Consider the following 25,431-nt stretch of genomic DNA (forward strand, 5'->3'; position numbering starts at 1 on the left):
ACCGCTACAGGCGGCCGATCTGTTGCGGCGACAACGGTACCTGGCAGCGGGTGGCGGTGCGTGGGTCGAGGTAGTCCCTGAGGAGCGGTGCCATGCCCTTGAGTACCTGCACCGGCAGGGCTGAGGTGAACTTGAACTGGCTCGACTCGCTGCCGTCGACGTAGGCGGTGAGGGTACCGAAGTGCCGCGGGCCGATGTAGAAGACGAAAGTGGCGGTGCGGTTCAGTGCCTTCGAACTGCGCACGTGGCCGCCGGCGCTGAAGGTCTGCAGGCGGTTGTCGCCGGTGCCGGTCTTGCCGCCCATCACCAGTGGCGCGCCGTCCGGACGGCTGAAGGTGCCTTGCAGGCGCCGCGCGGTGCCGGCGTCGACCACCTGGGACAGCGCGTTGCGCAGGGTGGTGGCGACCTCCGAGGTCATCACCCGCTGGCCGAGGGTGGCTTCCGGGGCGAAGCGCGTCTCGTAGGGCGTACCCAGGGCGAAGTCGAGGTGCTCCAGGCGCAGGGTCGGCATGCGCACGCCATCGTTGACGATGATCCCCATCAGTTCGGCCAGCGCCGCCGGGCGGTCGCCGGAGCTGCCCAGGGCGGTGGCGTAGGAGGGCACCAGGTGATCGAAGGGATAGCCGAGTTTCTTCCATTGCTGGTGCAGGTCGAGGAAGGCCTCCACCTCCAGCAGGATGCGGATGCGCTTGTCGCGGGCGTTCTTGTGCCGCGACTTGAACAGCCAGCCGTAGACCTCCTTGCGCTCGGCGCCGCTGGCCGCCACCGCCTCGCCGAAGGTCGCCTGCGGCTGCTTCTGCAGATAGCCGAGCAGCCATAGCTCCAGCGGGTGCACGCGGGCGACGTAGCCCTGGTCGTTGAGGTTGAACTTGCCCGGGCCGTAGCGCTCGTACAGCTCGGCGGCGCGCTTGTCGGTCAGGCTGCCGCGGGGCAGGCGTTCGCGGAGGAAGGCGCTGAAGCTCGCCAGGTCGGCCTGTGGCTGCAGGTAGCGATGGATCGCAGCCAGCCGCACCGGCCAGGGACGCAGGCCGTCGAGGAAGGTCTCCAGGCGCTGGTTGGCGTCCTTGTCGCGGTACTTGACCCAGAAGCGGCGCAGGTAGACCTGGCTTTCCTTGTCGACGAAACGGTCGAGGTAGTCGGCGCGGCGCGGGTCCTTGTCGTCGGCCAGCAATTGCACCTTGCTCCCGGCGTTCTGGTAGATGTCGTGGCGGATCAGGTCGCGCAGCAGGCGCACGAAGGGCAGGTTGATCGATTCGCGCAGGGCTTCCAGCAGCATCGGCCGGCGGCCGTTGTCTTCCTTGCGGAAGTTGTTGAAGGTGTGCAGCCCGCCGCCGGTGAAGAAGCTCTCGTAGGGGCTGGCCGAATAGCGCCGTTCCATGGCCGCCTGGAGCATCGCGGAAAGATCGCGGTCGCGGCTGGCGACCAGGTAGTCGATGCCCCAGCGGAGGATGAAATCGAGCGGCTCCACTTCCACCTTGCGCAGCTCGGCGACGCTCATGCCGCCATAGTCGCGGTGGATCTGCGCGACGGTCTCCAGGTAGCTGGCCAGCACCCGTAGCTTGGCGGTGGAGCCCAACTCCAGCTTGCTGCCTTCGTTGATGTCGAAGGGCTGGTCGGTGTTGTCGGTCTGCACCCGCACCTGGTTGCCGCTCGGCGTACGTTCGAACAGGGTGAAGCTGTAGCGTACCGAGCGGGTCGAGGTCGGGGTCAGCAGGCGTTCGCCGATCAGCCCGAGCTGGGCGGCGTAGTCCGGGTCGGCGAGTTTCTGCAAGTAGGCGGTGACGCTTTCCTGCAACTCGTGCTGGAGGGTGGTATTGGCCCGCAGGTCGAGACGGTCGAGGTCGTACAGTGGCACGCCGAGCATCCCGGCCAGGCGGGTGCGAGCCAGGGTCACGCCCTTGTTGGTCGGCAGCGGTTGCACCGTCGGCTGGCTGCGTGGGTCGCGGAACGCCAGCTTCTGCGCCAGCGCCGCATCGCGTAACGGCGCCTCGATGACGCCGGCCTGGGTCAGGACCCGCAGGTGGCTGTCGGTCATCCGGTCCAGCTCGTCGCGGCCGCGCGGCGCCAGATAGAAGGAAGGCCGGCGGTGGGCGATCATCAGCGCCAGCACCTGGCGCAGGGCCAGGCCCTGGGCGGCGAGTCCGGCCTTGCCGTCGAGTGCCTCGCCGACCTGCCGGTAGTCGGCGCCGTACCAGACCCACAGGCCATCGGCCAGGCCGGTGACCTCGCCGTAGCCCGGCGCCGCCGACAGTGGCACCGAGTTGAGGTAGGTGAGCACGATGTCCTGGCGCGCAGCGAAGTTGGCCGGGCCTTCGCGATAGCTGCGTACGCTGGCCGAGAGCATCTGCCGCAGCTTGTCGCCGATGCTGCCGGTGCGCCCTTCGGCAGAGTGGCGGTATTTCTCGATCTGGGTCGCCAGGGTGCTGCCGCCGGAGGAGTGCGCGCTGAAGCCGAGCATCTTGCCGACCTGCGACAGCGCCGCCTGGGTGAAGCGACCCCAGTCCACCGCCGGGTTGAGGTAGGGGCGTTCGTGATCGAGCAGGTCGCGGTTCTCGATGAACAGCAGGCTCTGCACCACCAGCGGCGGCAGGCTGGCGAAGTTCGCGTAGCGCCGTTGCGGATAGCGGAAGTCGTAGATCGGCACGCCGCGGCAATCGGCGATGTCCAGCCCGGCCTGGGCCTTTTCCGCGTAGGGCGGGAACAGCCGGTGTTCGGCGTAGCGCATCAGTGCCGGGGAGAAGTGCGCCTGGCGGGTGATGGCGTAGTCGCGGTCGTACAGGCGCTGCATGAACGAAGGCAGCAACTGGTAGCCGAGGCGGCGGTCGAAGGGGCCGTCCGCCGGGAACAGGATGGCCTCGCTGGGACCCTGGCGCACCTCGTAGTCCAGGGTCGCGGCATAGCGTGCCAGCTCGCGTGCCTGCAGCCGCGAGGTGTGCGCTTCGTGAAGTACCACGATGCCCACCGCGGCGAGGATCGGCAAGGCGAAGCCGATCAGCATCAGGCGTTGGCGGAGACGGCTTTTTCGAGGAGAAGCGGAGGCAGGGAGACTGCAGGGTTGCAGCTCGGAAGGGTCGTTCGTGGATCGTTCTGATGCACCCATGCTCGCACCGCCTGTAGCTGCGCAATTCATCCGCACCTGGGGGGAAGTCTAGTTGTCCCGCTGCAACCCTGCTGTCATTCGTGCAAGGAAAATCTCCCCGGTGGCAATCGGACGACCGAGGATTGGAGCGGCGTGGCGCAGGGGTTAGAGTGTCTGTCTAAGTTCCTTGTGTTTCGGGTCCGGAATGTCGATGCGCACACTTTTTCCCCTTCTCGTCGGTGTCGTCCTGGCGGGTTTCTCCGGCCTCGCGGCGCAGGCCGCGCCGGCGCCCTTCTACAAATGGCAGAGCAAGCTCGACGGCCAGGTCGCCTGCATGCAGACCTCGCCGGGAGACGGCTGGGTCAGGCTCGACGGCCCCTACCGCGATCTCCGCTGCCGCGAACCCCTGCGCTGACCCCATGCAGCGCAGCTGGCGCCTGCAAGGCCAGCGCGAAACCGTCCACTCCCGGCTCGGCCGGCCGCTGTCCCTGCTGCTGCGCGCGCGGCCCAGGGAGTGAATCCATTCAGCGTTGGCGGTCCTTACGCCTTTGGTCCAGTTGCCCCATCGCGGGGCATGACGGCCTTGAAATCTTGTGTAAAACTCCGGCCCGACCTCAGTTGTAGTCGACTCCCGCAATGCCCACGTTCGCTCCACGAGAGCGGACAGCCTCTTCCGGTGTGCAGTCCTGGAACCTATGACGCCCCGTCGTCGCCCGCTGTGCGGTATCGCGCAGGGGCCGCGCCGTTGGCGAAATCCGCTTCCCTACCCCGACCGCACGAGCGAGTCCGCAACTGATCTATCTCAATAACAAAATGAGGTTGTTCCCATGTCGTCTGTCGGCGAACAGAAGGTTCAAGACGGCTCCCTGAAGCGCGAGCTCGGTGAGCGACACATCCGCCTGATGGCGCTCGGCGCCTGTATCGGCGTCGGCCTGTTCCTGGGCTCGGCGAAGGCCATCCAGATGGCCGGCCCGGCCATCATGATCTCCTACATCCTCGGCGGCCTGGCGATCCTGGTGATCATGCGCGCCCTCGGCGAGATGGCGGTACACAATCCGGTGGCCGGTTCCTTCAGCCAGTACGCCAAGGACTACCTGGGCCCGCTGGCGGGCTTCATCACCGGCTGGAACTACTGGTTCCTCTGGCTGGTGACCTGTGTCGCCGAAATCACCGCCGTCGCCGTCTACATGGGTATCTGGTTCCCCGACGTGCCGCGCTGGATCTGGGCCCTGGCGGCCCTGGCGAGCATGGGCACGATCAACCTCATCGCGGTGCGTGCCTTCGGCGAGTTCGAGTTCTGGTTCGCCCTGATCAAGATCGTCACCATCCTGGCGATGGTGGTGGTCGGCATCGGCATGATCGCCTTCGGCTTCGGCAACGACGGCATCGCCACCGGCATCTCCAACCTCTGGGCCCACGGCGGCTTCATGCCCAATGGCATCCAGGGCGTGCTGATGTCGCTGCAGATGGTGATGTTCGCCTACCTCGGGGTGGAAATGATCGGCCTCACCGCCGGCGAAGCGCGTAACCCGACGAAGACCATTCCCAGCGCGATCAACTCGGTGTTCTGGCGCATCCTGCTGTTCTATGTCGGCTCGCTGTTCGTGATCATGTCGCTCTATCCGTGGAACGAGATCGGCACCCAGGGCAGCCCCTTCGTGATGACCTTCGAGCGCATGGGCATCAAGACCGCCGCCGGGATCATCAACTTCGTGGTGATCACCGCCGCACTGTCGTCCTGCAATGGCGGCATCTTCAGTACCGGGCGCATGCTCTACAGCCTGGCCCAGCATCGCCAGGCCCCGGCCTTCTTCGGCAAGGCCTCGCGCAGCGGCGTACCGCGCCGGGCGCTGATCCTGTCGATCCTGGCGCTGCTGCTGGGCGTGTTGCTGAACTACCTGGTGCCGGAGAAGGTATTCGTCTGGGTGACTTCCATCGCCACCTTCGGCGCGATCTGGACCTGGGCGATGATCCTGCTGGCCCAGTTGCGCTTCCGCAAGACGCTCAGCCCGGCCGAGTGCGACAAGCTGCAATACCGCATGTGGCTGTACCCGGTCAGTTCCTACCTGGCGCTGGCGTTCCTGGTGATGGTGGTGGTGCTGATGGCCTTCTTCGAGGACACCCGCATCGCCCTCTACATCGGCCCGCCGTTCATCCTGCTGCTGACCGTCCTGTACTACGCCTTCAACCTGGCGCCGAAGGATCCTGCCGGCACCGGCTCGGTAAGCCGCGCGGCGTCCTGAGCGGTGTAGCGCCGGAAAAGAAAAGGGGCCTCGGACGAGGCCCTTTTTTCGTTGCGCCGATATCCGGTCCGGTGCATCCGGCGGATAACGCCGTTGGCGTTATTCGCCCTACCCAGGCTGGGGCATCAGCCCGCCAGCATGCTCAGCATCACCGCCGCCAGCAGGCCGACGTACACCCGTGCATGCAGCGCATCGGGAATCCGCCCGATCAGCGGGGTCGCCAGGCGGATGCCGAGCCAGCCGCCGCCGGCCAGGGTGGCGAAGGCCAGCAGGTCGATGTAGCCGACGAAGCCTCGGCCCAGGCCTTGCTCCTGGTAGCCGGCCAGGACCAGGTAGGTAAGGGTGCCGCCAAGAGCCACCGGCAGGCTCAGCGGGTTGGCCATGGAGGTCGCCTGGGTCATGCTCAGCCCGCAGCGACGCAGCAGCGGTACGGTCATCACGCTGCCTCCGACGCCGAGGAAGGTGGCGATCGCACCGATCAGCGTTCCGCCCAGGCGCGTCTCGCCGACACCCAGCGGCCGCGCCTGGCGCTCCTCGGCACGGCTGAGGAAGCCGCGGCGCAACAGGCAGTCGAGGATGGTGATGGCGAGGTAGGCGACGAAGGCCAGGCGGATGAAGTCGCCGCTGGCCAGGCCGACCAGCGCCGCGCCGAGCACCGCGCCGACACCGATGTACGCGCCCAGCGGCCAGACATAGGCGCGCAGCAGGCTGCCGGCGCGCCGGTGGCGATAGGTGGCGAGGGCGGCGTTGACGATCATCACGCAGGTCGAGGTGGCCACCGCGACCTGCATGGCCGCCTGGGCCAGCGGGTCGTCGGCGGCGCGACCGAGTTGCAGCAGGTGATAGAGCAGCGGCACCACCACGAAGCCGCCGCCAAAGCCGAACAACACGGCGCTGACCCCGGTGAGGCAGCCGCAGAGAAAGAGCAGGAGATAGAACATGGCGGGTTTCCGGAACGAGAGCGGAAGGCCAGCTTAGGTGTCCCGGGATTGGCCCGCTTCGCGAGGTTGGCCAATACTATTCGTGTTTCGGCCAGGTGCTTCGACCATGCGCAACGCTTCCATCGAGCAGTACGACGCCACGCCCCGGGCCGTGGTGGCCATGGGTACCGACTATCCCGACGGCTACCTGCTGCCGCGCCATCGGCACCGTCGCGCGCAATTGCTGTACGGTGCCAGCGGAGTGATGCAGGTGCGTACCGGCGACGCCGGCTGGGTGGTGCCGCCACAGCGCGCGGTGTGGATTCCGCCGGGCGTCGAGCACGAGGTGCGAATGCTCGGGGTGAGCACCCGCAGCCTGTACATCGAGCCCGGCAGCGCCACGGCGATGCCGGCGCACTGCCAGGTGCTGGCGGTGTCGCCGTTGCTGCGGCAACTGTTGCTGGCGGCGGTGGACATGCCCCTGGAATACGACACCGAAGGTCGTGACGGCGCGCTGGCGACGCTGTTGCTCCATGAGCTGGCGGCGGCCGAGACGCTGCCGCTGCACGTGCCCTTGCCGCCCGAGCCGCGCTGGCTGGCGCTTTGCGAGGCGTTCCTCGTCGAGCCCGACATCCGCGCCAGCGCCGAGCGCTGGGCCGGGCTGCTGCATACCAGCCTGCGCAGTTTCAACCGCACCTTCCGTCGCTACACCGGCCTCAGCTTCGGGGCCTGGAAGCAACGCGCCTGCGTGGTGCAGGCACTGGCGCGGCTGGCCGGCGGCGAAACGGTCACCGCCATCGCCCTGGACTGCGGCTACCAGAGCCCGGCAGCCTTCTCGACCATGTTCCGCCGGGTCCTCGGCCAGCCGCCCAGCGCCTTCCAGGCGGGCGCGCTCAGATCGCCAGGAGGTCCATGAAGCGGTTCACCGGCGTGGCTTCCAGTGACGCCTGGTGGCTGCACAGGTCGAAGATCCTCTGGCAGCGCTGCGGCGGGAAGCGCGTGGCCAGGTTGGCCTTGAACTTCTCCTGCAGCAGCGGAATGCCCTCGGCGCGCCGGCGGCGATGGCCGAGCGGGTACTCCACGGCGACCTGGCCGGTGCTGCTGCCGTCGTCGAAGAACACTTCCACGGCGTTGGCGATGGAGCGCTGGTCCGCCTCCAGGTATTCACGGCTGTAGCGCGGCTCCTCGACGATCTCCATTTTCTCGCGCAAGCGGTCGATCAGCGGGTGGGCGGCGTGGAAGGCGTCCTCGTAGTGCTCGGCCACCAGGTCGCCGAAGATCAGCGGCACGGCGGTCATGTACTGCAGGCAATGGTCGCGGTCTGCGGGGTTGGCCAGCGGGCCGACCTTGGAAATGATGCGGATCGCCGACTCGTGGGTGGTGATGACGATGCGGCTGATCCGTTGCAGGCGGTCCTTCACCAGCGGATGCAGGCGCACGGCGGCCTCGGCGGCGGTCTGCGCGTGGAATTCGGCGGGGAAGCTGATCTTGAACAGCACGTTTTCCATCACGTAGCTGCCGTAGCCCTGGGGGAAGCTGAAGCGCCGCTTGTCCTCGGGCTTGGTCGCCAGGTCCTTGCTGGTGTGGCTGAACAGGACATCGTAGAAACCCCACTGCGGCGCGCTGAGCACGCCGGGGATGCCCATCTCGCCGCGCAAGGCGATGTCCGCCAGGCGCACGCCGCGGCTCGTCGCGTCGCCAGCGGCCCAGGACTTGCGCGAGCCGGCGTTCGGTGCGTGACGGTAGGTGCGCAGGGCCTGGCCGTCGACGAAGGCGTGGGAGAGGGCGGCCAGCAGTTGCTCGCGGTCGGCCCCCATCAGCTTGGCGCAGACGGCGGTGGACGCGACCTTGACCAGCAGCACATGGTCGAGGCCGACGCGATTGAACGAGTTCTCCAGGGCGATCACGCCCTGGATCTCGTGGGCCATGATCATCGCTTCCAGTACCTGGCGCATGCTCAGCGGCGCTTCGCCGTTGGCCAGGCGTTTCTGCGAGAGGTGGTCGGCGACGGCGAGGATGCCGCCGAGGTTGTCCGAGGGATGGCCCCACTCGGCGGCCAGCCAGGTGTCGTTGTAGTCCAGCCAGCGGACGATGCAGCCGATGTCCCAGGCGGCCTTGACCGGGTCGAGCCGGAAGGAGGTGCCCGGCACCCGCGCGCCGTGCGGGACCAGGGTGCCCTCGACCAGCGGGCCGAGGTGCTTGGTGCATTCCGGGAAGCGCAGCGCCAGCAGGCCGCAGCCGAGGGTATCCATCAGGCAGTTGCGGGCGGTGTCCAGGGCCTCCGTGGAATCGATGCGGTAGTCCAGCACGTAGTCGGCGATGTCCTGCAGGACGGCGTCGTAGTCGGGACGTTGGTTGAGATCGACGTTGGCACTCATCGCGTACTCCAGTGGTTCGTAAGTGGTGGGTTTCCTCTCGGTCAGGCTGGTTCGGGGATGGTTTTTCTTGTCGTGGCTGCAAGACGCCCCGGCCTTTCGCGGTGGCGGAAGGCCGGGGCAAGGATAGGTCGGTTCAGAAGGCGTCGCCGGGTACGCGCACCCAGCCTTCCATGAGGATTCGCGCGCTGCGGCTCATGATCGCCTTGGTCACCGTCCATTCGCCGTTCGCCTGGCTGGCCTCGGCGCCCACTCGCAGGGTGCCGGAGGGATGGCCGAAGCGTACCGCGCTGCGTTCGCCGCCGCCGGCGGCGAGGTTCACCAGGGTGCCGGGAATGGCTGCGGCGGTGCCGATGGCCACCGCCGCGGTACCCATCATCGCGTGGTGCAGCTTGCCCATGGACAGCGCGCGGACCAGCAGGTCGATATCGCCGGCCGCCACCAGCTTGCCGCTGGCGGTGCGGTAGTCGCGGGGCGGGGCGACGAAGGCGATCTTCGGCGTGTGCTGGCGGGTCGCGGCTTCCTCGGGGGTCTTGATCAGGCCCATGCGCAGGGCGCCGGCGACGCGGATCCGTTCGAAGCGCGCCAGTTGCTGCGGGTCTCCGTTGATCTCTTCGCGCAGCTCGGTGCCGCGGTAGCCGATCTCCTCGGCATTGACGAACACCGTGGGAATCCCGGCGTTGATCATGGTCGCCTTGAAGGTACCGACCCCCGGCACCTCCAGATCGTCCACCAGGTTGCCGGTGGGGAACATGGCGCCGCCGTCCTCGCCGTCGTCGGACGGGTCGAGGAACTCCAGCACGATCTCGGCCGCCGGGAAGGTCACTCCGTCCAGCTCGAAGTCGCCGGTTTCCTGGACTTGGCCGCCGCTCACCGGCACGTGGGCGATGATGGTCTTGCCGATATTGGCCTGCCAGATGCGCACCTCGCAGATGCCGTCTTCCGGTATCCGCGCCGGATCCACCAGCCCGGCGTGCAGGGCGAAGGCGCCGGCCCCGGTGGAGAGATTGCCGCAGTTGCCGCTCCAGTCGACGAAGGGCTTGTCGATGGAGACCTGGCCGTAGAGGTAGTCGACGTCATGGCCCGGCTGGCTGCTCTTCGAGAGGATCACGCACTTGCTGGTGCTGGAGGTGGCGCCGCCCATCCCGTCGATGTGCGCGGCATAGGGGTCGGGGCTGCCGATCACCCGCATGAACAGCCGATCGCGCGCCTCGCCGGGGACCCGGCAGGATTCCGGCAGGTCTTCCAGGCGGAAGAACACGCCCTTGCTGGTGCCGCCGCGCAGGTAGGTGGCGGGGATGCGGATCTGGGGTGGGTGGGCCATGCGTCGTCGTCCTCGGCAATCGAATTCAGGGGCAGCGGCTGCGTTCGACAGCCGCTGCCGGTCGTCGGCGGATGACGCTACGCGTCGTCCGTCCTACCAGGGTGTTTCGCCGGCGCCATCAGGCGCCGGCCGCCTCCAGGAAGTCCTGGGCGAAGCGTTGCAGTACGCCGCCGGCTTCGTAGATGGAGACTTCCTCGTCGCTGTCCAGGCGGCAGGTCACCGGCACTTCGAGCCGCTCCCCGTCGCGCCGGTGGATGACCAGGGTCAGGTCGGCGCGCGGCCGGCGAGCGCCGAGCACGTCGAAGGTCTCGCTGCCGTCGATCCCCAGGGTCAGGCGGGTGGTACCCGGCTTGAACTCCAGCGGCAGCACGCCCATGCCGATCAGGTTGGTGCGGTGGATGCGCTCGAAGCCCTCGGCGACGATCGCCTCCACCCCGGCCAGGCGCACGCCCTTGGCTGCCCAGTCGCGCGAAGAACCCTGCCCGTAGTCGGCGCCGGCGACGATGATCAGCGGCTGCTTGCGCTCCATGTAGGTCTCGATGGCTTCCCACATGCGCATCACCTTGCCTTCCGGCTCGACCCGCGCCAGCGAACCCTGCTTCACGCTGCCGTCGGCGTTGCGCACCATCTCGTTGAACAGCTTCGGGTTGGCGAAGGTCGCGCGTTGTGCGGTGAGGTGGTCGCCGCGGTGGGTGGCGTAGGAGTTGAAGTCCTCCTCGGGCAGGCCCATTTTCGCCAGGTATTCGCCCGCCGCGCTGTCGGCGAGGATCGCGTTGGACGGCGACAGGTGGTCGGTGGTGATGTTGTCCGGCAGCACCGCCAGCGGGCGCATGCCGCGCAGGGTGCGTTCGCCGGCGAGGGCGCCTTCCCAGTACGGCGGGCGGCGGATGTAAGTGCTCGTCGGGCGCCAGGCGTAGAGCGGGTCGACCTTCTCGCGCTCGCCGTGGGTGATGTCGAACATCGGGATGTAGACCTGGCGGAACTGCTCGGGCTTCACCGCCGCCCTGACCACCGCGTCGATCTCCTCGTCGCTCGGCCAGAGGTCCTTCAGGCGGATCTCCTTGCCGTCCACCACGCCGAGCACGTCGCGCTCGATGTCGAAGCGGATGGTCCCGGCGATGGCGTAGGCCACCACCAGCGGCGGCGAGGCGAGGAAGGCCTGCTTGGCGTAGGGGTGGATGCGCCCGTCGAAGTTGCGGTTGCCGGAGAGCACCGCGGTGGCGTACAGGTCGCGCTCGACGATCTCCTGCTGGATCGCCGGGTCGAGGGCGCCGGACATGCCGTTGCAAGACGTACAGGCGTAGGCCACCACGCCGAAGCCGAGGGCTTCCAGGTGCGGCAGCAGGCCGGCTTCGCGCAGGTATTCGGTGACCACCTTGGAGCCGGGTGCCAGCGAGGTCTTCACCCATGGCTTGCGGACCAGGCCGAGGCGGTCGGCGTTGCGCGCCAGCAGGCCGGCGGCGATCACGTTGCGCGGGTTGCTGGTGTTGGTGCAACTGGTGATCGCGGCGATGATCACCGCGCCGTCCGGCATCAGGCCCTCGGCTTCCTCGGCGCGGGCCCGCTCGAGGTTGCCGGCGATGCCTTTCGCCGCCAGTTCGCTGGTGGCGACCCTGGCGTGCGGATTGGACGGGCCGGCCATGTTGCGCACCACGCTGGACAGGTCGAACTTCAGTACCCGCTCGTACTCGGCGTCGACCAGGCTGTCGGCCCAGAGTCCGGCGGTGCGCGCATAGGCCTCCACCAGGGCGACCTGCTCGTCGTCGCGGCCGGTGAGGCGCAGGTAGTCGATGGTCTGCTGGTCGATGGCGAACATCGCCGCGGTGGCGCCGTATTCCGGAGCCATGTTGGAGATGGTCGCGCGGTCGCCGAGGGTCAGGCTGGAGGCGCCTTCGCCGTAGAACTCCAGGTAGGCGCCGACCACCTTCTGCTTGCGCAGGAACTCGGTCAGGGCCAGCACCACGTCGGTGGCGGTGATGCCCGGCTGGCGACGGCCGCTCAGCTCGACGCCGACGATGTCCGGCAGGCGCATCCAGGAGGCGCGGCCGAGCATCACGTTTTCCGCTTCCAGGCCGCCGACGCCGATGGCGATCACGCCCAGGGCGTCGACGTGCGGGGTATGGCTGTCGGTGCCCACGCAGGTATCGGGGAAGGCCACGCCGTCGCGCGCCTGGATCACCGGCGACATTTTCTCCAGGTTGATCTGGTGCATGATGCCGTTGCCCGGCGGGATCACGTCGACGTTGCGGAAGGCCTGCTTGGTCCAGTCGATGAAGTGGAAGCGGTCCTCGTTGCGGCGGTCCTCGATGGCGCGGTTCTTGGCGAAGGCCTCGGGGTCGTAGCCGCCGCATTCCACCGCCAGCGAGTGGTCGACGATCAGTTGCACCGGCACCACCGGGTTGACCTGGGCCGGGTCGCCGCCCTTGTCGGCGATGGCGTCGCGCAGGCCGGCGAGGTCGACCAGCGCGGTCTGCCCGAGGATGTCATGGCAGACCACCCGCGCCGGGTACCAGGGGAAGTCGAGGTCGCGCTTGCGCTCGACCAGTTGGCGCAGCGAAGCCTCCAGGGTCGCCGGGTCGCAGCGGCGCACCAGGTTTTCGGCGAGCACGCGGGAGGTATAGGGCAGCTTGGCGTAGGCGCCGGGCTGGATCGCCTCGACCGCCTCGCGGGCGTCGAAGTAGTCCAGGCGGGTGCCGGGGAGCGGTTTGCGGTGTGCGCTGTTCATGGCTCGGACTCAATCACGGGGTGTTCGGAAGCGTGTCGCTCGCGCCGTGGCGCAGCCCACGCCGGCCTTTCGAATTCTGGGTGCGGCAACCGTCCGGCGCGCTCGCGTTCGGCGCGCCGGACGGCATGGATCAGCGTTGCTCCAGCGGCACGAACGCGCGCTGCTCGACGCCGGTGTACTCGGCGCTCGGGCGGATGATGCGGTTGTTGGCGCGCTGTTCGAAGACGTGGGCGGTCCAGCCGCTGGTCCGCGAGCAGACGAAGATCGGCGTGAACAGCTTGGTCGGGATGCCCATGAAGTGATACGCCGAGGCGTGGTAGAAGTCGGCGTTGGGGAACAGCTTCTTCTGCTCCCACATGGTCTTGTCGATGGCCTCGGAAACCGCGAACAGGACCTTGTCGCCGACCTCGTCGGCGAGCTGCTTCGACCAACCCTTGATCACTTCGTTGCGTGGGTCGGAATCCTTGTAGATGGCATGCCCGAAGCCCATGATCTTGTCCTTGCGCTCGAGCATCTTCAGCAGCTCGGCGGTGGCTTCCTGCGGCGAAGAGAAGCGTTCGATCAGTTCCATCGCCGCCTCGTTGGCGCCGCCGTGCAGCGGGCCGCGCAGCGAGCCGATGGCGCCGGTGACGCAGGAGTAGAGGTCGGACAGGGTCGAGGCGCAAACCCGCGCGGTGAAGGTGGATGCGTTGAACTCATGCTCGGCGTAGAGGATCAGCGAGACGTTCATCACCTTCACGTGCAGCTCGCTGGGCTTCTTGCCGTGGAGCAGGGCGAGGAAGTGCCCGCCGATGGTCGGCTCGTCGCTGTTGCAGTCGATGCGCTGGCCTTCGTGGGTGAAGCGGTACCAGTAGGTCATGATCGCCGGGAAGGCGGCGAGCAGGCGGTCGGCGACGTCGCGCTGCTGGTCGAAGCTCAGCTCCGGTTCCAGGGTGCCGAGGACCGAGGCGCCAGTGCGCATCACGTCCATCGGGTGGGCGTCCTTGGGAATCCGTTCGAGAACTTCCTTCAGCGCCTGCGGCAGGTCGCGCTGGCCCTGGAGCTTCTTCAGGTAGGCGTCGAGCTGTTGCTTGTTCGGCAGTTCGCCGTAGAGCAGCAGGTAGGCGACTTCCTCGAAGATCGCCGCCGCCGCCAGGTCGCGGACGTCGTAGCCACGGTAGGTCAGGCCGGCGCCTTCCTGGCCGACGGTGGACAGGGCTGTCTGACCGGCCACCTGGCCACGCAGGCCGGCGCCACTCAGTACTTTTGCTTCAGCCATTGCTCTCTCCTTTCTTGAACTTTTTCTGGATGCTGCAACTCGGTTTCACGGGGTTCGCGGACCGGCGCTCAGGCGCACGCCGGGCTCGATGTTCAGGCGTTCTTCTTCTGCGCGAAGAGCGCGTCGAGCTTCTGCTCGAAGCTGTGGTAATCGATGCGATCGTACAGCTCCATGCGGGTCTGCATGGTATCGATCACATTCTTCTGGGTGCCGTCGCGACGGATCGCGGTGTAGACGTTCTCCGCCGCCTTGTTCATGGCGCGGAAGGCCGACAGCGGGTAGAGCACCAGGGACACGTCGGCGGAGGCCAGTTCGTCGGTGGTGAACAGCGGGGTGGCGCCGAACTCGGTGATGTTGGCCAGCACCGGCACCTTCACCGCGGCGGCGAATTCCTTGTACATGGCCAGTTCGGTCATGGCTTCCGGGAAGATCATGTCGGCACCGGCCTCGACACAGGCGCAGGCGCGGTCGATGGCGGCCTGCAGGCCTTCCACGGCCAGCGCGTCGGTGCGCGCCATGATCACGAAGGAGTCGTCGCTGCGGGCATCGACGGCGGCCTTGATGCGGTCGACCATCTCCTGCTGCGAGACGATCTCCTTGTTCGGCCTATGGCCGCAGCGCTTGGCGCCGACCTGGTCCTCGATATGCATCGCGGCGGCGCCGAACTTGATCATCGACTTCACCGTGCGGGCGACGTTGAACGCCGAGGAGCCGAAGCCGGTGTCGACGTCCACCAGCAGCGGCAGGTCGCAGACGTCGGTGATCCGGCGCACGTCGGTGAGCACGTCGTCGAGGCCGCTGATACCCAGGTCCGGCAGGCCCAGGGAACCGGCGGCGACGCCGCCGCCGGACAGGTAGATGGCCTTGAAGCCGGCGCGCTTGGCCAGCAGGGCGTGGTTGGCGTTGATGGTGCCGACCACCTGCAGCGGGTGTTCGGTGGCCACGGCTTCGCGGAAGCGCTGGCCGGGGGTAAGGGACGTCTGGCTCATCACGGACCTCTTAGACGGTGGAGGAAGCGGAGGCGAGCTTCGCCGGCTGGGGTTCCAGCTGGCGCTCGATATTGCGGCGCGACGCACTGATGTGGCGGCGCATCAGCAGCTCGGCCAGTTCGCCGTCACGGTCGGCGATGGCGTCGAGAATGCGGTGGTGTTCGGCGAAGGCCTGGCGCGGCCGGTTCGGCGTGGTCGAGTACTGGATGCGGTACATCCGCACCAGTTGGTAGAGCTCGCCGCAGAGCATGCGGGTGAGAGTGGCGTTGCCGCTGCCCTGGATGATCCGGTAGTGGAAGTCGTAGTCGCCTTCCTGCTGGTAATAGCCGCGCCCGGCCTGGAACGCCTCGTCGCGCTCGTGGGTGTCGAGCACCCGGCGCAACTCGTCGATCTCGGCCTGGCTCATGCGCTCGGCGGCCAGTCGGCAGGCCATGCCTTCCAGGGACTCGCGGATCTCGTAGAGCTCGATCAGCTCGGCGTGGCTCAGCGACACCACCCGCGCCCCGACATGCGGCACCCGCACCAGCAGGCGCAGGCCTTCCAGGCGGTGGATCGCCTCGCGCAGCGGGCCGCGGCTGATGCCGTAGGTGCGCGCCAGCTCCGGCTCGGAGATCTTGCTGCCCGGCGCGATCTCGCCGCTGACGATGGCGCTCTGGATCTTGCGGAAGACGTGTTCCGACAAGGTCTCGCCGTCGTCATGGGCAATCTCGAGAGGGGGCGGGTTCTGGGTCATGGTACTGGCTGTTCGGGTCGATGTGTCGACAATGTTTGCGAAAGCTACCGCCTGGATTGCGTGGGGTCAATCATTCGTCGCTTGATTGTCGACAATCGTCTAATGCATCGCTGGTCTATGCTTTCCCCTCCAGCCGCTGTGCCAGGAGAGAGTTTCGTGGGCATCTATGACCGTTACGTGTTGCCGCGCCTGATCGACTTCGCCTGCGGCATGGGCGACGTGATGAAGCAGCGTTCGCTGCTGGTGCCGCGCGCCCATGGGCGGGTGCTGGAGATCGGTCTGGGCACCGGGCTCAACCTGGGCTTCTACGACGCGGCGAAGGTGTCGGCGATCGTCGGCGTCGACCCGGCCGCGCAAATGCAGGCGCTGGCCCGCGAGCGCGCGGCGCAAATCGGCATCCCGGTGGAAATGGTCGCCCTCGAGCTTGGCGAGATCCGCGCCGAGGCGGAAAGCTTCGACACCATCGTCTGCACTTTCACCCTTTGCTCCATCGCCGCGCCGCTGCCGGCGCTGGGCGAGATGCGTCGGGTGCTGAAGCGTGGCGGCGAATTGCTGTTCTGCGAGCATGGGCGCGCGCCGGACGCCTCGGTGCTGGCCTGGCAACGGCGCCTGACGCCCTGGTGGAAACCGCTGGCCGGCGGTTGCCACCTGGACCGCGACATGCCGGCCTTGCTGCGCGAGGCCGGCTTTCGCATCGACGAGCTGGAACAGGGCTACCTGCCCGGGCCGCGGCCGATGACCTACGTCTACCGCGGCGTCGCGCGCTGAATCCGGGCGGCCCTCAGAGCGCGTTGGGCAAGGGCGCGAACAGCGCGTCGATATCGGCCTCGTCGAGCTTCCAGCCGTCGCCGTTGCCTTCGCTGAACAGGCCGTCGGCGAGGGCGGCCTTTTCCTGCTGCAGGTGCTGGATCTTCTCTTCCACCGTGCCGCGGGCGATCAGCCGGTAGACGAACACCGGCTTGTCCTGGCCGATGCGGTAGGCGCGGTCGCTGGCCTGGTTCTCCACTGCCGGGTTCCACCAGGGATCGTAGTGGATCACGGTGTCCGCCGCGGTCAGGTTGAGGCCGACCCCGCCTGCCTTCAAGCTGATCAGGAACACCGGCACCTTGCCGCTCTGGAAGCGCTGTACCGGGGCGCGGCGGTCGCGGGTCTCGCCGGTCAGCAGGACGTAGTCGACGCCGCGCTGGCGCAGGGCGTCCTCGATCAGCGCGAGCATCGAGGTGAACTGCGAGAACAGCAGGACCCGGCGACCCTCGGCGATCAGTTCGTCGAGCATGTCGAGCAGGTAGGCCAGCTTGCCCGAGCTGAGCGCCCGGCCGCTGCGCGCGCCGTCTTCCTGGCGTTGCAGCAGGCGCGTGTCGCAGCAGACCTGGCGCAGCTTGAGCAGCGCCTCGAGGATCACGATGCGGCTGCGCGCCAGGCCGCGCCGGGCGATCTCCTCGCGGACCTTGCGGTCCAGCGCCAGGCGCACGGTCTCGTAGAGTTCGCGTTGCGCCTCGCTGAGTTCGACGAACTGGGTGAACTCGCTCTTCGGCGGCAGTTCCGAGGCCACCTGTTCCTTGGTCCGTCGCAGCAGGAACGGCCGCAGGCGCGCGGCCAGGTGACTGAGGCGTGCCTCGTCGCCGTGCTTCTCGATCGGCGTGCGGTAGTCCTGGGCGAACTGGCGGGCGTCGCCGAGCCAGCCGGGCATCAGGAAATGGAACAGCGACCAGAGTTCGCCGAGGTGGTTCTCCAGCGGCGTGCCGGTCAGGCACAGGCGATGCCGTGCCGCCAGCTCGCGGGCGGCGACGGCGGCCTTGGTGGTGGCGTTCTTGATGTTCTGCGCCTCGTCGAGGATCAGCAGGTGGAACCGCCGCTTGCCCAGCTCGGCGGCGTCGCGTGGCAGCAGGGCATAGGTGGTCAGCACCAGGTCGTGCTCGTCGATGCGGGCGAAGTCGCGGCGCCGGCCGGCGCCGTGCAGGGCCAGCACGCGCAGATCGGGGGCGAAGCGCTCGGCCTCGTCCAGCCAGTTGGGGATCAGGCTGGTGGGCATCACCACCAGCGCCGGCGTGTCGAGCCGCCCGGCCTGCTTTTCCAGGAGCACGTGGGCCAGCGACTGCAAGGTCTTGCCCAGCCCCATGTCGTCGGCCAGCACGCCGCCGCTGTCGAGTTCGCGCAGGGTCTGCATCCAGCTCAGGCCTTCGAGCTGGTAGGGCCGCAGTTCGGCGCGCAGGCCTTGCGGCGGGGTCGCCGGACGAGCCTGGAAACTGCGTAGGCGGCGGGCGAAGTCGCGCAGGTTGTCGCCGCCTTCCCAGGCCAGCGGCAACTCGTCGAGATCGGCCAGGCGCGCCGCGTCCGGTGCGCCCAGGCGCAGCTTGCGCTGCGGTTCGGGGTCGCCCAGGTAGAAGTCGGAAAGCGCCGCCAGCACCGGCTTCAGGCGGCCGAAGGGCAGCGCCACGCGCAGCGGCGGGTTGAGTTCCAGGCGCAGCACCAGTTGCTCTTCGTCGGCGTGCCGGGCGAGGGCGCGCGGATCGAGCAGGGCCGGACTGCGGCGGATCAGTTCGGTCAGCGCCGGCAGCAGGCTGACCCGCTGGCCGGCGACCTGGATGCCCAGTTCCAGCTCGAACCACTGGCGGTCGTCGGCTTCCTCGACCTCGGCGTACCAGGCGTCGATGGGCGTCAGGTCGTAGGCGAAGTCGGCGCGGATGTCGATGAACCAGCCTTGCTGGCGCAGGCGCGGCAGGTCGTCCTGCATGAAGTGCAGCCAGGCGTTGTCGCCGGGCAGTTCGAACATCTCGCCGGCGCTCTCCTCGAGCGCGTCGCTGCGCCGGGTCGCCGGCTTGAAGCCGAGGCGGCGCAGGGTCTCGCGGTATTCCTGCTCGTGCGCCGGACGCCGTTCGATACGCCGCTGGGCCTCCCGTGGCTCGCTGCCGGGACGCCCGGAAACCGCCTCGCCGGCATAGATGAAGGCCAGCGCCGCACGGTGCCGGGAAATGCTCTGCATGCGTCCGCTGCGCAGGTCGTAGCCGCTGTGCACGTGGCTGCCGAGGGTCAGCCGCGCATACGGCCGGGCCGGGTCGATGGCCAGGCTGAGCTGGGTGTCTGGGGCGGAGGGTGAAGTCATCCGGTATGTCCTTCGGCGAAACCAGCCGAAACCGCAAACAGCCGATATTACCAAGCTCGGCGCGCTTGCGCAGAGCGGAGATGGACGTATGGCGCGGCGGACGAATGCGACGGGATACGACCCGCACTCGTCGGACCCCGGCAATCCCTGGCGCGACGCGACCTGGCGGTCGTCCGGAGCAAGTACAAATGCGAACGTAATTGAGATACAGTCGCAAACCTTCCGAATCGACGACCGCCTCGCCACCCGCGAGCGCGGCGTCGCCGTGCCAGCCAGACGAGGTAGCGACGATGCAAGGCCCAGTTTCCACCCGGGACGCCGCCCCATGACCAGCCAGGCCCTGGCCGGCGGACTGTCCGTCACCGGCCGCATCCTCGTCGCGGTCCTGCTTGGCTACGCGCTGGCCTATGCGGTCACCGCCTGCCTGAGCATCTACCTGCCGCTGCCGCGTCCCGACCGGGTCTCGTTCGGCAGCCTCGGCTGCTTCGCCGTGTGGGTCGCGGCCATCGTCTACGCCTTCGCCGCGCGCAGCGCCTGGCGCGCCTGCTGGGTGCTGGCGCTGGCCAGCCTGGCGCTGGGCGGCCTGGCCTGGCTCGGCCTCGACTACGGAGCGCGTCCATGAACCTGCGTCAATCGATGTCCGGCCTGCATACCTGGTCGGGGCTGCTGGTCAGCTGGCTGCTGTTCGTCATCGTCTTCGCCGGCAGCCTGGCCAGCTTCGACAAGGAGCTGACCCGCTGGATGCAGCCGGACCTGCACCTGCCCGGCGCGCAGTCGCTGGGCGCCGACCAGGTGCGCGACTGGTTGCGCCAGCGCGCCCCCGATGCCCATGCCTGGTGGATGCTGCCGCCGAGCGAGCGGGCGCCCTACTGGAACGCCGGCTGGGAGCCGCGCGACGGCAGCGAGTTCAAGGTCTTTCAGCTGGACGCGGTGAGCGGCCAGCCGCTGCCGAAGACAGTCGGCGGCGAGTTCTTCTTCACCCTGCACTACGACCTGCACGCCGGCATGGTCGGCCTGTACATCGTCGGCATCGCCGGGATGCTGATGCTGGTGGCGCTGGTCAGCGGGACCATCGTGCACCGGCGGATCTTCAAGGACTTCTTCACCCTGCGCCCGCAGGCGGCGCGGCAGCGCGCCTGGCTCGACGCGCACAACGTGCTGGGGGTGATCGGCCTGCCGTTCCACCTGATGATCGCCTACACCGGCCTGGTGATCTTCATCGTCTACTACATGCAGGCGGGCCTGCAGGTGGTCTACCAGAACGATGGCGAGCGCTTCTTCCATGAAGTGCAGGGCTCCTACGAACGCGAGGAAGTCGGCCGCCCGGCGGGGCCGCCGGCGTCCATCGACGGCCTGATCGTCGAGGCCGGCAAGGTCTGGGGCGACGGCGGCGCGCCGGGCTGGATCAGCGTCCACCATCCCTATGACGAGGCGGCCACCGTGGACATCCGCCGGCGCGACGCCTCGCGCATCCTCGACGACCAGCGCACGGTCAACTTCGATGCCTCCAGCGGCGAACTGCTGCATGCCCAGCCGTCCTATGCGCCCGGCTACGCCACCTACGGCTGGCTGACCGGCCTGCACATGATCCAGTGGGGCGGCCAGTTGGTGCGCTGGATGTACCTGTTGCTCGGGCTGTCCGGGGCGATGATGATCTTCGGCGGGTTGCAGGTCTGGCTGGCCAAGCGCGAGGTCCGCGGCAGTCGTGGCGTTGGTCTGGTGCGGGCGCTGAACCTGGCGGTCTGCGGCGGCCTGCCGCTGGCCAGCCTGGCGCTGCTGTGGGGCAACCGCCTGCTGCCGACGCAACTGGCCGGCCGCGACACCTGGGAGATCCGCGTGTTTTGCGCCAGTTGGGCGCTGGTCGCGCTGTGGGCCATCGTCCGCCGCAACAGCGGGACCCTCGGTCGCACGCAACTGCGCCTCGCCGCCGTGCTGGCGCTGGGCCTGCCGCTGCTCGGCCTGCTGCGTAGCCCGGAAGGCAACCTGTTGGCCAGCCTGCAGCGCGGCGACTGGGTGCTGGCCGGCGTCGACCTCAGCCTGCTGGGCCTCGGCCTGCTCTGCGCCTGGCTAGGTTGGCGACGTCGGCAAGCGTCGAGCAAGCCCGTCCGGCGACGCCTGAACGTCCAGGAGGTGGCCTGATGCTGCTGGTCTTCGGCCTCAACCTGCTGGCTTTCACCGCTCTCTGCCTGGCCATGAACCGCCACCACAAGAACCTCCTCGGCCACGAGCCGTCGGCTTCCCGGGTGCTTCTGCTACGCGGCGTGGCGCTGCTCGACCTGGGCCTGGCACTGGCCTTCTCGATCCACCGGCAGGGCGTGGAGATCGGCATCGTCTTCTGGTCCTGCCTGCTGATGCTGGCGGCCGGCACGCTGGTCCTGCTGCTCGCCTGGCGGCCACGCTGGGCATTGCCTTGCGCCGCCGGAGTGCCGTTGCTCGGCGGGGTGCTGGCGCTGCTGCGCTGAAGGGCGCGCCGCCCATCCGTGCCTCGGGGGCGGTCCGGTCCAGCGTCTATGCTGGTGGTCGTGCTTTCCCCCGGAGGTATGCGCCATGCACACGCCCGCCAGCAACACCGTCGCCAGCGTCATTCCCTGCCTGCGTTACCGCGATGCGCCGGCCGCCATCGACTGGCTGTGCCGGACCTTTGGCTTCCAGCGCAAGCTGGTGGTGCCCGGCGAGGACGGACAGGTGCTCCACGCCGAGTTGACCTACGCCAGCCCGAACGGCGCCAACGGCATGCTGATGCTCGGCTCGAGCGTCCGCGACAACGCCTACGGTCGGCTGATGCGGCACGTCGACGAAGCCGGCGGCAATACCCAGAGCCTCTACCTGGTGGTCGCCGATCCCGACGCCCTGTTCCGCAGCGCCCAGGCCGCCGGCGCCGAGATCGTCATCGACATCAAGGACGAGGACTACGGCGGTCGCGGCTTCACTTGCCGCGATCCGGAGGGCCACGTCTGGAGCTTCGGCAGCTATGATCCCTGGGCATGAGGCCCCGTCCATTCACCACAGGAGACGCTGCATGAAAACGCTCACGCTGATCGATGGCCAGGAGGTCGCCGCCATCGGCCAGGGTACCTGGCATATCGGTGAGCAGCCCGGCGAACGCAAGCGCGAGGTCGCGGCGCTGCGCGAAGGCATCGAGCTGGGGATGACGCTGATCGATACCGCCGAGATGTACGCCGAGGGCGGCGCCGAAGACGTGGTCGGCGCGGCTATCGCGGGACGCCGCGAAGAGGTCTTCCTGGTCAGCAAGGTCTACCCGCACAACGCCAGCCGCAAGGGTCTGCCGGCGGCCTGCGAGCGCAGCCTGCGCCGGCTCGGTTGCGAAACCATCGACCTCTACCTGCTGCACTGGCAGGGCCGGTATCCGCTGGAGGAAACCATCGAAGCCTTCGAGCGGTTGCGCGACCAGGGCAAGATCCTGCGCTGGGGCGTGTCCAACTTCGACCTGGGCGACATGTACGAACTGGACGGCAGCGCCTGTGCCGCCAACCAGGTGATGTACAACCTGGAGGAACGCGGTATCGAATACGACCTGCTGCCCTGGTGCCAGGAGCGCGGCATGCCGGTGATGGCCTACTGTCCGGTGGGGCAGGGCGGCAGGCTGCTACGGCACCCGGCGCTCGGCGAGATCGCCGCGCGCCACGACGCCAGCAGCGCCCAGGTCGCCCTGGCCTGGCTACTGGAGCAGGGGGTGATCGCGATCCCGAAAGCGGTGACGTCCGCTCACATCCGCCAGAATGCGGCGGCGGCCGACCTGGAACTGAGCGCCGACGACCTGCGGGCGCTCGACCAGGCGTTCCCGCCACCTACCCGCAAGCGAAACCTGGCGATCGTCTGAGTGGAGTACGGGAGAAACGGCCTGCGCTTGTTTCCCCTGGCCGCGGGAATATGACGAAGTTGCCGAGGAAATATTTAAAAAGGAATAAGTAAATATTTATTTCCTGCGTGGGAACTTTCTTCAACTTAACCTGTACTTTTCGCTGTCCCACAAAAAAGCCCCGTCGGGGACGGGGCTTTTCCTTGCATTCGCGCTGATGCTTGCATGATTCAGGCAGCCAGTGTTTTCTTGCGAACTCGATTGATCACTTCTTCCATTTTGCCGGAGTCGTCGTACTGCTCCGGATACAGGCGCTCGCTGTGGCAGGCCACGCCATGCTGGTCAACGATGGTGAAACTGAAGTTTCCTTTACGAGTTGCCTGGATCAGGCAGTCGAACGGCGCAAATGCGGCGGTTAGGGTGCGAATTGCATCCTGAGTACGATGTTGAATAGACATATTCTTATGTTCCTTTACTTTCACGCTTATGGAGCAGCGTATATTGCAAATGTTCCCGCTCCGTGACAGTGCCAAGAAAGCTTTGTGTCGGGGGAACGTACTGGTTATGCCGGCTTTTTTCGAAAAGAGCAAGCTGGCAGTTCAGGTACTAATCAGAGGATCGATTGGCAGGAAAGTTTCCAGGCCAGGATCCTGATCAATCTGCGGGTGGTATTGCGGGACGCCGGTCTTCCCATCGGCCCTGCTTGGCAGGGGATTGCTTCAGAAGAGTGGCGACCGAAGAACCATCGGAAGGCTGTAACCCTGATGGTAGAGCCCTTTTCATCTGTGGGCCCGGTCTTGGGGTAAAGCCTGATTGACTTTCAGTTTGGTACGCAGTCCCGGATTGTATGTCTTTCGACGAAGAAAGGCCAGGACATTTTTTGAGCAGATGTCGCCCCGGCGGCGGGAATGTTTGAGCATTTGTTTCGGCGGACGCCTGCCAACCGGGCAAAGGTTATGGGCCTGGCGTCGGCGGCGCGTGGCAGGATTGCCGTTCCATCGCCGCGCCGAGGTTATCCATGCCGTCGCCCGCTCGCACGCTGCTCCTGGCCTTCGTGTCCGCCTGGTTCCTGCTGGGTGGGCTGGGCCACTTCGTCTTCACCGATTTCTTCGTCGGCATCGTCCCGCCCTACGTGCCCTGGCCGCTGGCGGCGGTGTGGGTCAGCGGGGTCTTCGAACTGCTCGGCGCCGCCGCCCTGCTGGTGCCGGCATGGCGCCGGCTGGCGGCGTGCGGGCTGTTCATCCTGACCCTCTGCGTGACCCCGACCAACCTCTACATGTGGCAGCACCCCGACCTGTTCCCATCCTTCCCGCCGACGCTGCTGGCCGCTCGCCTGGCGCTGCAGGCGTTCCTCCTCGGCTGCATCCTGGCGCTGATGCTGGCGCGGGACGAGGCGCCGCTGGCACGACGCTAGGCGCAGGCGAAAAAAAGCCACTGTGCGGGGGTGGACAGTGGCCGGGAATGCCAGGAGATGGAGGAGCAATCGGACCTGGCGTGGATAGAGTAGTAGTCACTCTGTCGAGGGTCTGTATGGCTATTGGTGAACTTTGTGAAGAAGTGCAAAGTAGAGCGGCCAACGGACGAACGGTGTTGCACGCGGCGGGACGCTCGCGGTAGTTTTTTCCCATGATCACGTTTCCCGTGGTCGCCCTCGAAGCCCGGCCCCAGCGCCGGGCTTCGTCGTTTCTGCCCGCCGCGCAACCGGACGCAGCGGGCGGCGACCGGTGCGAAAGGCTCTGGGGTGCGCCCGCACGGCGTCCGGCCAACTTAAAGTTCGGTTGTGCCGGGTGCTGTCATAACGCCATCGTTCAGTGGCCTCGGTGAGCCCCCGCACCCCCAGTTCGCTGGGGCTTGCCTTTGGTGTATCCCTTTTGCCCGGCCGCGTGCCGGGCTTTTTTATGCCCGGTCTTCTTCCTTCCGGTTTAGCCGGGGTCCGCGTTTCCTTGGCCGGCCCCTGAACCTCATCGCTGCATCGACGTCCCTAGCTACAGGCGAGCCTGTGGCCGGGGGCTTTCCATCATCCGCAAAAAGGTGAAAACCATGCTGACCATCGACTACAACAGCTATCGCACCACTACCCCCTACGGCAAACGCGTGCGCTTCCTGGTGCTGCACTACACCGCGCTCGACTTCGCCGCCTCGGTCAAGGCGCTGACCACCGGCGCCGCCAGTGCCCACTACCTGATCCCGGCGCCGCATGACCCCAGCTACAAGGCCGCCGGCTTCAAGGGCCAGCGCATCTTCAACCTGGTCGCCGAGGAAGACCGCGCCTGGCACGCCGGCGTCAGCGGCTGGGCGCGCCGCGACAACCTCAACGACACCTCCATCGGCATCGAGATCGTCAACCTCGCCCGCGACGACGACGGCGTGTTCACCTTCCCCGACTACGAGCGCTCGCAGATCAACGCACTCAAGCAACTGGCGAAGAACATCCTGCAGCGCTACCCGGACATGACCCCGAAGAACGTGGTCGGCCACTCCGACATCGCCGTCGGGCGCAAGTCCGACCCGGGTCCGAAGCTGCCTTGGAAGGAACTCTACGAGGCCGGTATCGGCGCCTGGTACGACGACGCCACCCGCGATCGCTATCGCGAAGGCTTCGAGCGCGACGGCCTGCCGCCGCGCGCCGACCTGCTGGAGGCGTTCCGCCTGTACGGCTATGCGCTGCCGGCGACGGTCGACGATGCCTACTTCACCAGCCTGCTGCGCGCTTTCCAGATGCATTTCCGCCCGGAGAACTACGACGGCGCGCTGGATGTGGAGACGGCGGCGATCCTCTACGCTCTGAACGAGAAATACCCGGCCTGAGCCATTAACCGCGAGCGGCCGCCCGATGCGGCGGCCGCTTCCTTGCCCACCCCC

The 25,431-nt window shown here is 67.5% G+C and carries 21 protein-coding genes; 11 read left to right on the forward strand and 10 right to left on the reverse strand.

The window, feature by feature from the left end; all coding sequences use genetic code 11:
• Positions 1-4 precede the first annotated feature (4 nt).
• Positions 5-3,130, reverse strand: coding sequence for a transglycosylase domain-containing protein (locus tag HMPREF3014_RS21125; RefSeq protein WP_003123023.1), 3,126 nt, complete (start codon positions 3,128-3,130; stop codon positions 5-7).
• A gap of 154 nt (positions 3,131-3,284) precedes the next feature.
• Here HMPREF3014_RS21125 and HMPREF3014_RS21130 point away from each other — a divergent pair, with 154 nt between their 5' ends.
• Together HMPREF3014_RS21130 and HMPREF3014_RS21135 are read left to right on the forward strand one after the other, a co-directional pair.
• The gene (locus tag HMPREF3014_RS21130; RefSeq protein WP_009875978.1) at positions 3,285-3,494 is read left to right on the forward strand and encodes a hypothetical protein; all 210 of its coding nucleotides are present in this window, start codon (positions 3,285-3,287) and stop codon (positions 3,492-3,494) included.
• Between the two features lie 412 nt (positions 3,495-3,906).
• Complete coding sequence (locus HMPREF3014_RS21135; RefSeq protein ID WP_009875979.1) at positions 3,907-5,322, forward strand: amino acid permease; 1,416 nt, start codon at positions 3,907-3,909, stop codon at positions 5,320-5,322.
• A gap of 125 nt (positions 5,323-5,447) precedes the next feature.
• On the opposite strand, the gene HMPREF3014_RS21140 is transcribed toward HMPREF3014_RS21135, so the two are convergent.
• A complete protein-coding gene (locus HMPREF3014_RS21140; RefSeq protein WP_003085615.1) occupies positions 5,448-6,263 on the reverse strand; it encodes a sulfite exporter TauE/SafE family protein in 816 nt (271 codons plus the stop codon).
• Positions 6,264-6,369: 106 nt separating this feature from the next.
• Between HMPREF3014_RS21140 and HMPREF3014_RS21145 the strand changes: the two genes are divergently transcribed.
• Positions 6,370-7,158 carry an AraC family transcriptional regulator gene (locus tag HMPREF3014_RS21145; protein ID WP_009875980.1) on the forward strand — a complete coding sequence of 263 codons (789 nt, stop codon included), beginning with the start codon at positions 6,370-6,372 and terminating at the stop codon, positions 7,156-7,158.
• Here HMPREF3014_RS21145 and prpD read toward each other — a convergent pair.
• The 6 genes from prpD to HMPREF3014_RS21175 form a co-directional block, all read right to left on the reverse strand.
• A complete protein-coding gene (gene prpD, locus HMPREF3014_RS21150) occupies positions 7,136-8,620 on the reverse strand; it encodes a 2-methylcitrate dehydratase (RefSeq protein WP_009875981.1) in 1,485 nt (494 codons plus the stop codon). The genes HMPREF3014_RS21145 and prpD overlap by 23 nt on opposite strands.
• 133 nt (positions 8,621-8,753) lie before the next feature.
• Entirely contained in the window at positions 8,754-9,941 is a 1,188-nt protein-coding gene (gene prpF, locus HMPREF3014_RS21155; RefSeq protein WP_003103056.1) for a 2-methylaconitate cis-trans isomerase PrpF, read from the reverse strand.
• A 118-nt stretch (positions 9,942-10,059) separates the two neighbouring features.
• Positions 10,060-12,666 carry a Fe/S-dependent 2-methylisocitrate dehydratase AcnD gene (gene acnD / locus HMPREF3014_RS21160; protein WP_003085627.1) on the reverse strand — a complete coding sequence of 869 codons (2,607 nt, stop codon included), beginning with the start codon at positions 12,664-12,666 and terminating at the stop codon, positions 10,060-10,062.
• Between the two features lie 130 nt (positions 12,667-12,796).
• Entirely contained in the window at positions 12,797-13,924 is a 1,128-nt protein-coding gene (gene prpC / locus HMPREF3014_RS21165; RefSeq protein ID WP_003103050.1) for a bifunctional 2-methylcitrate synthase/citrate synthase, read from the reverse strand.
• A 92-nt stretch (positions 13,925-14,016) separates the two neighbouring features.
• Positions 14,017-14,913 carry a methylisocitrate lyase gene (gene prpB, locus HMPREF3014_RS21170; protein ID WP_003103044.1) on the reverse strand — a complete coding sequence of 299 codons (897 nt, stop codon included), beginning with the start codon at positions 14,911-14,913 and terminating at the stop codon, positions 14,017-14,019.
• Positions 14,914-14,923: 10 nt separating this feature from the next.
• On the reverse strand, positions 14,924-15,646 hold the full coding sequence (locus HMPREF3014_RS21175) for a GntR family transcriptional regulator (RefSeq protein ID WP_003085635.1): 723 nt from the start codon (positions 15,644-15,646) through the stop codon (positions 14,924-14,926).
• A 117-nt stretch (positions 15,647-15,763) separates the two neighbouring features.
• On the opposite strand from HMPREF3014_RS21175, the gene HMPREF3014_RS21180 reads away from it, so the two are divergent.
• Complete coding sequence (locus tag HMPREF3014_RS21180; RefSeq protein WP_003118644.1) at positions 15,764-16,414, forward strand: class I SAM-dependent methyltransferase; 651 nt, start codon at positions 15,764-15,766, stop codon at positions 16,412-16,414.
• Positions 16,415-16,427: 13 nt separating this feature from the next.
• On the opposite strand, the gene HMPREF3014_RS21185 is transcribed toward HMPREF3014_RS21180, so the two are convergent.
• The gene (locus HMPREF3014_RS21185) at positions 16,428-18,419 is read right to left on the reverse strand and encodes a DEAD/DEAH box helicase (RefSeq protein WP_073647892.1); all 1,992 of its coding nucleotides are present in this window, start codon (positions 18,417-18,419) and stop codon (positions 16,428-16,430) included.
• A 655-nt stretch (positions 18,420-19,074) separates the two neighbouring features.
• Between HMPREF3014_RS21185 and HMPREF3014_RS34835 the strand changes: the two genes are divergently transcribed.
• The 5 genes from HMPREF3014_RS34835 (at position 19,075) to HMPREF3014_RS21210 (ending at position 22,590) form a co-directional block, all read left to right on the forward strand.
• Entirely contained in the window at positions 19,075-19,371 is a 297-nt protein-coding gene (locus HMPREF3014_RS34835) for a DUF3649 domain-containing protein (protein WP_003085639.1), read from the forward strand.
• Positions 19,368-20,888, forward strand: a complete 1,521-nt coding sequence (locus HMPREF3014_RS21195) for a PepSY-associated TM helix domain-containing protein (protein ID WP_003103038.1) — start codon at positions 19,368-19,370, stop codon at positions 20,886-20,888. Before HMPREF3014_RS34835 ends, HMPREF3014_RS21195 begins: the two co-directional genes overlap by 4 nt.
• Positions 20,888-21,211: a DUF3325 domain-containing protein gene (locus tag HMPREF3014_RS21200; RefSeq protein WP_003103035.1), complete on the forward strand. Its 324-nt coding sequence runs from the start codon at positions 20,888-20,890 to the stop codon at positions 21,209-21,211. Before HMPREF3014_RS21195 ends, HMPREF3014_RS21200 begins: the two co-directional genes overlap by 1 nt.
• An 85-nt stretch (positions 21,212-21,296) precedes the next feature.
• Positions 21,297-21,737: a VOC family protein gene (locus tag HMPREF3014_RS21205; RefSeq protein WP_003085641.1), complete on the forward strand. Its 441-nt coding sequence runs from the start codon at positions 21,297-21,299 to the stop codon at positions 21,735-21,737.
• Positions 21,738-21,768: 31 nt separating this feature from the next.
• A complete protein-coding gene (locus tag HMPREF3014_RS21210; RefSeq protein ID WP_003109743.1) occupies positions 21,769-22,590 on the forward strand; it encodes an aldo/keto reductase in 822 nt (273 codons plus the stop codon).
• Positions 22,591-22,799: 209 nt separating this feature from the next.
• Here the strand turns inward: HMPREF3014_RS21210 and HMPREF3014_RS21215 are convergent, their stop codons facing one another.
• Positions 22,800-23,027 (reverse strand): hypothetical protein, encoded by a 228-nt coding sequence (locus tag HMPREF3014_RS21215; protein WP_003085644.1) that lies wholly within the window; start codon positions 23,025-23,027, stop codon positions 22,800-22,802.
• A 560-nt stretch (positions 23,028-23,587) separates the two neighbouring features.
• Here HMPREF3014_RS21215 and HMPREF3014_RS21220 point away from each other — a divergent pair.
• Positions 23,588-23,983 (forward strand): DoxX family protein, encoded by a 396-nt coding sequence (locus tag HMPREF3014_RS21220; RefSeq protein ID WP_023087760.1) that lies wholly within the window; start codon positions 23,588-23,590, stop codon positions 23,981-23,983.
• Between the two features lie 626 nt (positions 23,984-24,609).
• On the forward strand, positions 24,610-25,377 hold the full coding sequence (gene ampDh3 / locus HMPREF3014_RS21225; RefSeq protein WP_003106625.1) for an N-acetylmuramoyl-L-alanine amidase AmpDh3: 768 nt from the start codon (positions 24,610-24,612) through the stop codon (positions 25,375-25,377).
• The last annotated feature ends 54 nt before the right edge of the window (positions 25,378-25,431 follow it).

Source organism: Pseudomonas sp. HMSC065H01 (genome assembly GCF_001815235.1).
In the GTDB taxonomy this organism is placed as follows: domain Bacteria; phylum Pseudomonadota; class Gammaproteobacteria; order Pseudomonadales; family Pseudomonadaceae; genus Pseudomonas; species Pseudomonas aeruginosa.

What these genes read in the sequence shown, in the direction of transcription:
- HMPREF3014_RS21125 (WP_003123023.1), bottom strand. Translation starts at nt 3,130, where the DNA reads ATGAATTGCGCAGCTACAGGCGGTGCGAGCATGGGTGCATCAGAACGA.
- HMPREF3014_RS21130 (WP_009875978.1), top strand. Translation starts at nt 3,285, where the DNA reads ATGTCGATGCGCACACTTTTTCCCCTTCTCGTCGGTGTCGTCCTGGCG.
- HMPREF3014_RS21135 (WP_009875979.1), top strand. Translation starts at nt 3,907, where the DNA reads ATGTCGTCTGTCGGCGAACAGAAGGTTCAAGACGGCTCCCTGAAGCGC.
- HMPREF3014_RS21140 (WP_003085615.1), bottom strand. Translation starts at nt 6,263, where the DNA reads ATGTTCTATCTCCTGCTCTTTCTCTGCGGCTGCCTCACCGGGGTCAGC.
- HMPREF3014_RS21145 (WP_009875980.1), top strand. Translation starts at nt 6,370, where the DNA reads ATGCGCAACGCTTCCATCGAGCAGTACGACGCCACGCCCCGGGCCGTG.
- prpD (WP_009875981.1), bottom strand. Translation starts at nt 8,620, where the DNA reads ATGAGTGCCAACGTCGATCTCAACCAACGTCCCGACTACGACGCCGTC.
- prpF (WP_003103056.1), bottom strand. Translation starts at nt 9,941, where the DNA reads ATGGCCCACCCACCCCAGATCCGCATCCCCGCCACCTACCTGCGCGGC.
- acnD (WP_003085627.1), bottom strand. Translation starts at nt 12,666, where the DNA reads ATGAACAGCGCACACCGCAAACCGCTCCCCGGCACCCGCCTGGACTAC.
- prpC (WP_003103050.1), bottom strand. Translation starts at nt 13,924, where the DNA reads ATGGCTGAAGCAAAAGTACTGAGTGGCGCCGGCCTGCGTGGCCAGGTG.
- prpB (WP_003103044.1), bottom strand. Translation starts at nt 14,913, where the DNA reads ATGAGCCAGACGTCCCTTACCCCCGGCCAGCGCTTCCGCGAAGCCGTG.
- HMPREF3014_RS21175 (WP_003085635.1), bottom strand. Translation starts at nt 15,646, where the DNA reads ATGACCCAGAACCCGCCCCCTCTCGAGATTGCCCATGACGACGGCGAG.
- HMPREF3014_RS21180 (WP_003118644.1), top strand. Translation starts at nt 15,764, where the DNA reads ATGCTTTCCCCTCCAGCCGCTGTGCCAGGAGAGAGTTTCGTGGGCATC.
- HMPREF3014_RS21185 (WP_073647892.1), bottom strand. Translation starts at nt 18,419, where the DNA reads ATGTTCGAACTGCCCGGCGACAACGCCTGGCTGCACTTCATGCAGGAC.
- HMPREF3014_RS34835 (WP_003085639.1), top strand. Translation starts at nt 19,075, where the DNA reads ATGACCAGCCAGGCCCTGGCCGGCGGACTGTCCGTCACCGGCCGCATC.
- HMPREF3014_RS21195 (WP_003103038.1), top strand. Translation starts at nt 19,368, where the DNA reads ATGAACCTGCGTCAATCGATGTCCGGCCTGCATACCTGGTCGGGGCTG.
- HMPREF3014_RS21200 (WP_003103035.1), top strand. Translation starts at nt 20,888, where the DNA reads ATGCTGCTGGTCTTCGGCCTCAACCTGCTGGCTTTCACCGCTCTCTGC.
- HMPREF3014_RS21205 (WP_003085641.1), top strand. Translation starts at nt 21,297, where the DNA reads ATGCACACGCCCGCCAGCAACACCGTCGCCAGCGTCATTCCCTGCCTG.
- HMPREF3014_RS21210 (WP_003109743.1), top strand. Translation starts at nt 21,769, where the DNA reads ATGAAAACGCTCACGCTGATCGATGGCCAGGAGGTCGCCGCCATCGGC.
- HMPREF3014_RS21215 (WP_003085644.1), bottom strand. Translation starts at nt 23,027, where the DNA reads ATGTCTATTCAACATCGTACTCAGGATGCAATTCGCACCCTAACCGCC.
- HMPREF3014_RS21220 (WP_023087760.1), top strand. Translation starts at nt 23,588, where the DNA reads ATGCCGTCGCCCGCTCGCACGCTGCTCCTGGCCTTCGTGTCCGCCTGG.
- ampDh3 (WP_003106625.1), top strand. Translation starts at nt 24,610, where the DNA reads ATGCTGACCATCGACTACAACAGCTATCGCACCACTACCCCCTACGGC.